Annotated in this window: 6 protein-coding genes; 3 read left to right on the plus strand and 3 right to left on the minus strand. The window is 70.2% G+C overall.

What is annotated here, in order from left to right:
• Positions 1-61 precede the first annotated feature (61 nt).
• A complete protein-coding gene (locus ABT085_RS40055) occupies positions 62-904 on the minus strand; it encodes an MIP/aquaporin family protein (protein WP_351620024.1) in 843 nt (280 codons plus the stop codon).
• A 1,107-nt stretch (positions 905-2,011) separates the two neighbouring features.
• Between ABT085_RS40055 and ABT085_RS40060 the strand changes: the two genes are divergently transcribed.
• Entirely contained in the window at positions 2,012-2,956 is a 945-nt protein-coding gene (locus ABT085_RS40060; protein ID WP_351620027.1) for a GlxA family transcriptional regulator, read from the plus strand.
• Positions 2,957-2,977: 21 nt separating this feature from the next.
• On the opposite strand, the gene ABT085_RS40065 is transcribed toward ABT085_RS40060, so the two are convergent.
• Positions 2,978-5,539 carry an FtsX-like permease family protein gene (locus ABT085_RS40065; RefSeq protein WP_351620030.1) on the minus strand — a complete coding sequence of 854 codons (2,562 nt, stop codon included), beginning with the start codon at positions 5,537-5,539 and terminating at the stop codon, positions 2,978-2,980.
• Positions 5,539-6,339 carry an ABC transporter ATP-binding protein gene (locus ABT085_RS40070; protein WP_502982936.1) on the minus strand — a complete coding sequence of 267 codons (801 nt, stop codon included), beginning with the start codon at positions 6,337-6,339 and terminating at the stop codon, positions 5,539-5,541. Before ABT085_RS40070 ends, ABT085_RS40065 begins: the two co-directional genes overlap by 1 nt.
• 292 nt (positions 6,340-6,631) lie before the next feature.
• Between ABT085_RS40070 and ABT085_RS40075 the strand changes: the two genes are divergently transcribed.
• Both ABT085_RS40075 and ABT085_RS40080 read left to right on the plus strand, forming a co-directional pair.
• Positions 6,632-7,918 (plus strand): sensor histidine kinase, encoded by a 1,287-nt coding sequence (locus ABT085_RS40075; protein WP_351620033.1) that lies wholly within the window; start codon positions 6,632-6,634, stop codon positions 7,916-7,918.
• Positions 7,887-8,558: a response regulator gene (locus ABT085_RS40080; RefSeq protein WP_351620036.1), complete on the plus strand. Its 672-nt coding sequence runs from the start codon at positions 7,887-7,889 to the stop codon at positions 8,556-8,558. Before ABT085_RS40075 ends, ABT085_RS40080 begins: the two co-directional genes overlap by 32 nt.
• Positions 8,559-8,674: the final 116 nt, after the last annotated feature.

An 8,674-nucleotide genomic window follows, 5' to 3' on the forward strand; every position in this document is an offset into this window, starting at 1 on the left:
CCGGCCCTGACCGAGGCTGTCGAACAGGCCCTGCTGGACCTGTGATCCCGACCGCCCTGGGTTACCTCGTTCGTTCGGCACCTTCTCGCAGGGGGGTGCCGTCGGCGTGGGTGCCGCACAGCCGGTGGGTGAGCACGCTGCGGTGCCTGCACAGTCGGCGCAGGGCGGTGGCCGCGAGTGCGGCTCCCACCATCGGGGCGAGCAGGTAGACCCACAGGAGGCGGAGTTGCCCGGAGACCATGGTCGGGCCGAACTGGCGTGCCGGGTTGACCGAGCCTCCCGTGGTGGTGCCCAGCACAGTGATCACCGCTGCGATCAGGAATCCGGCGAGCCAGGGGACCAGGGGGGCCAGTCTGGGGGTCTGCAGGAAGAGCCCGATGGCGCAGACGATGACGCCCATGCTGGCGGCCTCGGCCGCGAACAGCTCACCGGCCGACCAGCCGGGGCCGGAGTGCAGCGTGGCATCGGCCACCGGCGCCTTCTCGACCGCCGTACCCCACAGGGCGCGGGCTGCGAGCACTCCGAGTACGGATCCGATGAGCTGCGCCGCGATGTAGGGGAGGACCAGCACGCCGGGGAAGACCCCGAAGCGCCACATGGCGAGGGAGATCGCGGGGTTGATGTGCCCTCCTGTCACCCGGCCCGGCCGGCTGAGGATCAGCCCCGCTACGAGCAGCCCCACGCTCGCGCCGATGATCAGCAGTTGCAGGCGGATCTGCGGGACCGCGTCGGAGATGGGTGAGGGTCCTGCGACCCAACGGACGATCGTGGTCACACCGAAGAGCAGCACGAACGTCAGGAGGCACTCCAGGGCGCTGTGTCCTGCGATCACCGCCGATGCGGGCCTGGCGCCCCTCTCGTCGGGGGGTTCTGGCCGGCTGGGCGGGGCGGGAACTGCTGTCATGGTCGCGGACACCTCGTGCGAGCGGACGGGGAACGGGAGCCGGCGGCTGCCATCCGGTGCCAGGTGCTTTGCTGATCGCCGTGGCGACTGGTCGGCGCCGTGCGGGGGAGGCGTCGGCGTTGATCATTGCGATGGCCGTCGCAGGCCGGACCCGTGCGTGCCGCAGCAGCCGCCGACAGCCCGGCACGGCTTTGCCGGGCACGGCGGGATCCGAAACGATGCGCCGCCCGGCCCAGGGGGCGAAATTGCCGGCGAGGGTGAGCAGGGCAGCGGCCCGCCGTCCTCGGCTGCGAGACGGCTGTGACGAAACCGCTCGGATGCGTGTCCGGTTCGACCGCCGGTTCGGTGAAGGCCTGGTGGGAGGTCCTGCCGTACAGGGTGACGATGTCGTGCAGGCCGGGCGACTGCGCGCGAGGGGGCCGGCTTCCTTCACCGTGACCGACAGGCTGCGCGGTGAGGGGGAAACTGTTTGAGGTGTCGGCAAGGCCGGCGGCGCCGAGGCGGGCCGGGCTGTCACCCGCTGATGCGCCGCGGGCTCGGCGATGGGCGTCGCAGTCACCCGGATATGTTCCGTGGCCGGCGCGGCCGGGCATGCGGCGATCAGCGCAGCGAAACTCGTGTGACGCAACCATCGGTGCTCCGTTTGAGGTGCGGGGGCCGAAGTCGTCGATACACGCCCCATCCGTGCTCACAGCACCATGAATGACACGGGAACTACATCCCGTTTCGGGAGTTTAGTCGCGCCCATGTGAACCGCTACCCAGGGGCGCATCACGCCAGCCGGCCCGCTTTATGGGCCCGGCCGCCGATGTCGCCGCCGCCGGCACGAGGCCAGCCCGGCCTTGGAAGAGGTCGCACCGTACCGAGTCGAGTCCCTGCGCCACGCGCGGCTCGCGGTGAACGGCAGGATTTATTCGGAGGGGTGGTTCCGTATCGGTGGTATCAGGGCGGCTCCGGTGTCAGCCGGTCCCCGAGACCTCCTGGGGCTTCCTTTGCCTCTGCGCTCCCGCCTTCACCATGAACGCGTGCGTGCTCCACTCGGTTGCCGCACGCCCCTCGGAGGGGAAGGCTTTTCGTATGGTGTCCGTGCCGTCTCATCGTGTCCTGATGGTGGTGTTCGACGGCGTTCAGCTCCTGGATGTGACCGGTCCGCTGGAGGTCTACGCCGCGGCCAACGAGTACGGCGGCCACTACCGGATCAGGACGGCTTCCGTCGACGGCAGGCCCGTCACGGCCACCGCCGGCGTGCAGCTGGTCCCCGACCTGGCGCTCAAGGATGTCGGCTTCCCGGTCGACACGTTCATGGTCCCGGGCCGGCCCGACTGGTGGACGGCCGTCTCCGACACCGCGCTCATCGACTGCATCGCCCACCTCGCGGACCGGTCGGTGACCGTGGCAGCGATCTGCGCGGGTGCGTTCCCGCTGGCCGCGACCGGGCTGCTCGACGGGCGGCGCGCCGCCACCCACTGGCGCCTGGCCGCCGACCTCGCCGCCCGCTACCCCCAGATCGACGTCGACTGCGACGCCATCTTCGTGCGCGACGGGCGTTTCATCACCTCGGCCGGTATCACCGCCGGTATCGACCTGACCCTGTCCCTGGTCGAGGCCGACCTCGGCGCGGACATCGCCCGCGCCGCCGCCAAGCACCTCGTCGTGTTCATGGCCCGTCCCGGCGGGCAGTCCCAGTTCTCCGTGCGCCAGAGCGCCAAGTACGGCACCGACTCCGTCCTGCGCCAGATCCTGGACAGCGTGACCGCGGATCCGCGCGCCGACCACAGCCTGGCGGCCATGGCGGCCAGGGCCGGGGTGAGCGAACGTCACCTGACCCGCCTGTTCCGCGCGCAGACCGGCACGACAGCAGCCCGGTTCGTGGAGCGGATCCGGCTGGAGGCCGCCCAGGCACTCCTCGAGAGCGGCAACGACCCGCTGGACTCGGTGGCCCGCAAAAGCGGATTCGGATCGGTGGAGAGCATGCGACGCACCTTCCAGCGCATCCTCGGGACCACACCGGGCACCTACCGCGACCGATTCCGCACCACACACCGTAACTGACCGATGCCAGGCCGCCGGTTCCTACTCCTTCGCTGCGATGGAGTCGGTGCGCAGCACAAGGCGCGCGGGAACCAGCGCCGCCGTCATGGTCAGTACCGCTGTTCCCCCCGAGATGAGCAGATAGACCAGTGGGGGAACGGTGGGCCAGAAGCTGCCGGTGAGAGCGAGGCTGACCAGCGCGAGCGCCGGAACCGCTGTCAGTGTCCCGATACCCACGCCGGCGAGGACCACCGCGAGACTTTCCCAGCGCATCATCCGCATCACCTGCGCGGGCGTCGTGCCGATGAGACGGAGCATCGCGAACTCCCGTCGGCGCGCAACCGTGTTCATCACCTGGGCGTTCACCACCGTCACCGCTGTGTACACGATGATCAGGCCGGCGATCAGGTAGTTGACCCAGGCATTCGCCTTCTGCTGGCGAAGCTGGTCGTCGATGGCGAGCCGGTCCTGCACCACGGTTCCGGGATAGCGCTGGGCCACCTCGGCCAGCGCGGGTGCGATGCCGTGTGCCGTCGGAGCGGCCCGCACGAGCACCAACTGGTCCAGGCGTGATGTCGTGTGCGCGAGCAGCAGGTCGTGCTCGAAGGTGATGTCTGCGAAGCCCATACCGCGTTCGTAGACGGCCACCACCCTCGGGGTGAGAGGGGTTCCGTCCCCCAGACGCAGCCGCACGCTGTCACCGACGTCCCAGTGCAGCCAGGACGACGCGACGGAGCTGATGGCGATCGTCGTGCGGCTCAGCCGCTCAAGACTGCCTTCGCGCGGTTTCAGATCCATCGTCCTGCCGAGTGTCTTGGGATCGACGCCCTGAGCACTGAGCGACACGAGCTGTTCCTTGCCTGCGCCGGCGCGGACCGCGACGACCGTGGATTTCGCGACGCCTGTCGCGGCCTCGACCTGGTCCAGACGGCGCACCTTGTCGGCGACCTCGGGTGCGACACCCTGCGGCGCCGTCAGCACATGGTCGGCGACCGTGCCGGCGCGCAACTGCTCCTCGGAGGCATGCTGAGCGGTGGTCTGTGCGAACACGACGGTCGCGGCGAAGGACACCGCCAGAATCAGCGGGGTGACCGCCCCGGCCAGGCGCCTTGGATGCGTCGTGCTGTTCGCCGCGGCCAGATGCCCGGTGACCCTGGACATTCTCAGCAGCGGCCCCAGCACGCGCATCGATGCACGGGACAGGAGCGGGCCCAGCACTGCCGCGGCGATCACCACGACCAGCACGAGGGAGTTGGCGAGCCCGGCCAGCGTGGCGAAGTCGCCGCGCTGCGCCAGGCCGGTGACGAAGAGGGCGACGGCACCCAGGACCAGCACGCCTGCGGTGATCAGACGTGCCCTGCCGAGTTTCCCGCGCTCCACGGCGGCCTCGCCGAGAGCTTCGAGCGGCCGGATGCGCGTCGCGCGGCGCCCGGCGACGAGGGCTGCCGTGCAGGCGGCCAGGACGGTGATCACCACGGCGCCCACAGCAGGAAGAGGCCCGATCACCGGCTGGAAGTCGGGCGGGACGAAGCCGTGCCCGGCGAGACGGTCACGTATCCGGTGCACGACCGCGACGCCCAGCGGCCAGCCCAGGACGCCCCCCAGGAGCGCCACCGTCACTGCTTCGGCTGCCACCATCCGACGGATCTGGCGAGGTGTAGCTCCCACGGCGCGCAGCAGCGCCGTCTCGCGGCGGCGGTGCGCGAGGGCCAAGGACATGGTGCTCGTCACCACGAACACGGTGACCAGGAAGATGTTCCCGGCGACCGCCGAGGCAAGGGCCACCAGGGTGGAGCCGGTGGTCGCGACGTCGAGGAACTCGGCTGTGCCGCGGTCGTCGCCCGTGTACACGGTCAGGTCCGGATCACCGAGCGCGTCTGAGACGGCGCCGGACAATTCCTTCGGGCTGATCCCGGGGGCCGCCAGTACGCCCAGGGCGTCGACAAAACCGGTGCGTGCCGCCAGCTGCTCGGTCAGCTTGTCGGAGAAGAACACCACGGACCTGCGCGGGGAGGGCTGTCCCTCCAGGGCGACGACTCCTGCGACACGGAACACGTGCGGGGTGGAGCCGGTCATCAGGGACACGGTGTCACCCGCCGCCACCCCCGCGCGCCGGGCGAGAGCGGTGTCGAGCACCACCTGGTGCCCACCGGCCGGTGCCCGCCCGGACGTCAGCCGGTAGGGGCCCAGCTTGGTGCTGGACCAGTTGTGAGCGGTGGACAGCGCCCCGCCGGCCGCGGACAGCGGCTTGCCGTCCGCTGCGATGACCTGCGCGGGGATGCCGATGTCCGCGATGACGGCGTCGACTGCCTTGACCGCGGCGATGCGCTCGGCCACGTCCGCCCGCACGGGTACCCGCTCGACCAGAGCCTGTTTGACGGGCGTCTTGTGCGCCGCGGACCGGCCGGGGATCCTCGCCTGCTGCCGGCCCGCGACCACGGCGTCGGCGGCCGCGTATCTCTCGGGAGGCATGGAGGCACGCAGCCCCGACTCCATGAGGATTCCGCACACGCTGAGCACGGCGGAGCCCAGGAGCAAGGCGACGAAGCTGCCGATGAGGCCGCTTTTGCGAGCCCGCAGGCTCTGGAGGGCGAGCTGCAGCATCAGGCCGCCGTTCGCAGACCGGACATGGTGAGCGCGACGCGGTCGGCGGTCGGCGAGTGCATGGCGCTCACGATGCGGCCGCCGGCCAGAAAGATGGCACTGTCGGCGTGGGAGGCGGCGATGGGGTCGTGGGTCACCATCACCACGGTCTGGTGCATGTCGGTGACGGCTTGTCGCAGCAGCGCGAGAATGTCCCGCGCACTCTCGGGATCGAGGGCTCCGGTCGGCTCGTCGGCGAAGATCACTTCGGGACGGGTGATGAGGGCCCGGGCGATGGCGACCCGCTGCTGCTGGCCACCGGACAGCTCGGCGGGGACATGGTGCAGGTGCTGCGACAACCCGACTCTGGCGACGATCTCCCCGAGCCACGCCTGGTCGGCTCTGCGGCGTTCGAGCCGCAGCGGCAGCGTGATGTTCTGCTCGACGGAGAGCGACGGCATGAGATTGAAGGCCTGGAAGACGAATCCCATACGGCGCCGGCGCAGTCTCGTCAGCGGTGCTTCCTTCAGCCCGGACAGTTCCGTCGCACCGAGCCGGACGGTGCCGGACGTCGGACGGTCCAGACCCGCTGCGCAGTGCAGGAAGGTGCTCTTGCCCGAACCGGAAGGGCCCATGACCGCGGTGAAGGTGCCTGCGGGGATGTCCGCGCTGACGTGGTCCAGCGCGAGGACCGTCTGCGAGCCCTTTTTGTAGCATTTAGTCACCTCGCGCAGTTGGACCGCATCGTGCAGGGCGGCCGGTCGGGCCGCACCGTGAGTGCCGTCCGCAATGCCGTGCGGCTGCTGAGTCCATAGGCTCACGTCGTCGTCTCCTGTCCGATCGGTTCGCGGGCGGCCGCCGGGCCGGCCCGTGTTCCATTGCATCCCGCTCAGGGCGCCGTTTCCTCGGCCCCGCTGGGGAAGCGCGGCCTCCGCTGCGGGAGTGAGCAGGCCGGCGGCATCAGCCGATCGACGGAAGGCACACAGGACCCGCCGGTGCCCGGCAGAGCCCGTCCTCACCCCCAGGGATGACGACCACGGGGATGAAAGGGGGTACGGGGTGCTCGTCCCGGTGACCGAGAGCACCCGTGAGCAGCGCGTCTACTGTGAATTCATGACCTACCTCGACTCGATGGCACGGCGGCGCGTGCCGCCTGCCGTCGTCGACATGGTGCTGGCGCTGGTCATGGTCCTCGGGGGACTGATCGTCCCCGCGCAGACCGTGGGCGGGCCGGATCTGCGCGACCCGGACCTGTGGCGGCTGCTGCTCGTCCTGCTGTCGGGAGTGCCACTCGCCCTGCACCGCAAATGGCCCCTGCCCACCCTGCTGATCGTCTTCGTCGCGGTCGGCTCGCTGCAGGCATGGCACTACATCCCGGCACCGGTGGGACCGCGGGGCACCTCGATCGGAATCGCCTACCTGGGTCTGGTGGTGGCTGCGTTCCTGACCGCCGTACGCTGCTCGCGATGCGCCGCCACGATCATGGCTGTGGCCCTGATCCCGGCAGCGGCCGCTGCGGAGGCGCTCATGGAGCCCGGCTATCGCCCGGCCAACGCGGTCACGATGCCGACCCTCCTGGTGGCGGCCTGGGCTCTGGGCAGACTGTTCAGGGCACGCAAGACGATGGAACACGAAACACTCGAGCGGGCTGCCGCCGTGGAGCGGGAACAGGCGGCGAACGCCCGGGCGGCAGTGGCGCAGGAGCGAGCCCGCATCGCGCGCGAACTCCACGACATCGTGGCCCACAACGTCAGCCTCATGGTCGTCCAGACCATCGCTGCGGACCGGATCCAGGACCGCGACGGGGCCAAGGCCCACGAGCTGCACCGCACCATCGAGCAGACCGGGCGAGCGGCCGTGGGCGAACTGCGCCGCCTGCTGCAAGTGCTGCGTACCGACGAGCAGGAGGACGACAACCCCAGCAAACAGCCTCCACAGCCGACCCTGCAGGAGATCCCCCGCCTGGTCGAGTCCGTGCGCGCAGCCGGCCTGGACGTCGACTTTATTTCCAGCGGCGACGCGAGGGCGCTGCCCGCGGGCTCGGAGCTCGCCGTCTACCGTGTGATCCAGGAAGCCTTCACCAACACCCTCAAGCACGCAGGGCACACGCATGCGCGTCTGAGCCTCGGCTGGGGACCGGACCACCAACTCACCGTGAGGGCCTGCGACGACGGGCGCCGGCCGGGACACGACCTGCCGCCCGTCGCGCCGGCCCACCGGGGTGCCGGTCACGGCCTGGTCGGCATGAGAGAGCGCATCGCGGCTGTCGGCGGCACCCTGCACACCGGCGACAGGCCGGGAGGGGGGTTCTGTGTCCACGCGACCGTCCCCGTCCCGGATCCCGGCACAACCGAAGGAGTCGACGCGCATGACGACGATCCGCGTGCTGCTGGTCGATGACCAGCCCATGATCCGGACCGGTTTCCGGCTCATCCTCGAAGCCGAACCGGACATCACCGTGGTCGCAGAGGCCGGAGACGGACACCACGCAGTCGACGACACCCGTGCGCTTCAGCCCGATGTCGTGCTGATGGACATCCGCATGCCCGGCATGGACGGAGTGGAGGCCACACGGCGCATCGTCGATTCGGGCTCACCGAGCCGGGTCATCATCCTCACCACCTTCGACCTCGACGAACACGTCCATGACGCGCTGAGAGCCGGCGCCAGCGGTTTCCTCGTCAAGGACGGCCCCGCCGACTCCCTGGTGGGCGCGATCCGCACGGTCGCCGAAGGCGACGCGGTGATTTCTCCCCGTGTCACGCGCCGACTTCTCGACCGCTTCTCCCGCCTCGCCGATCAGGAGCCCCCCGAGGTTCCCCGCAGTCTCGACGCGCTCACCGCCAGGGAGCTGGATGTGCTGCGGGCGCTGACCCGCGGCCTGTCGAATGCCGAGATCGCCCAAGAGCTGCATGTCAGCGAGGCGACCGTGAAGACGCATGTGGCGCACATCCTCGACAAGTACCGGCTCAGGGACCGGGTACAGGCGGTCATCCTGGCCTACGACACCGGGCTCGTCCGGCCGACCGTCGGCCCGTGAGGCCCCGACGCCCACGGACGGGGGCCTTCCCCCGTGAAGGTGGGCACGCGGTTATTGATCACGCGGCGAGCGTGAGTTTAGCGGTGTGGTGTCGGCGTTCGTATTCGTTGGGGCTG

The organism is Streptomyces sp. NPDC002265, from assembly GCF_040296125.1.
Lineage (GTDB): Bacteria > Actinomycetota > Actinomycetes > Streptomycetales > Streptomycetaceae > Streptomyces.

Bases quoted from the DNA above. Each gene is read 5' to 3' on its own strand.
- ABT085_RS40065 (WP_351620030.1), bottom strand. From the start codon at position 5,539: ATGCTGCAGCTCGCCCTCCAGAGCCTGCGGGCTCGCAAAAGCGGCCTC.
- ABT085_RS40080 (WP_351620036.1), top strand. From the start codon at position 7,887: ATGACGACGATCCGCGTGCTGCTGGTCGATGACCAGCCCATGATCCGG.
- ABT085_RS40060 (WP_351620027.1), top strand. From the start codon at position 2,012: ATGGTGGTGTTCGACGGCGTTCAGCTCCTGGATGTGACCGGTCCGCTG.
- ABT085_RS40075 (WP_351620033.1), top strand. From the start codon at position 6,632: ATGACCTACCTCGACTCGATGGCACGGCGGCGCGTGCCGCCTGCCGTC.
- ABT085_RS40055 (WP_351620024.1), bottom strand. From the start codon at position 904: ATGACAGCAGTTCCCGCCCCGCCCAGCCGGCCAGAACCCCCCGACGAG.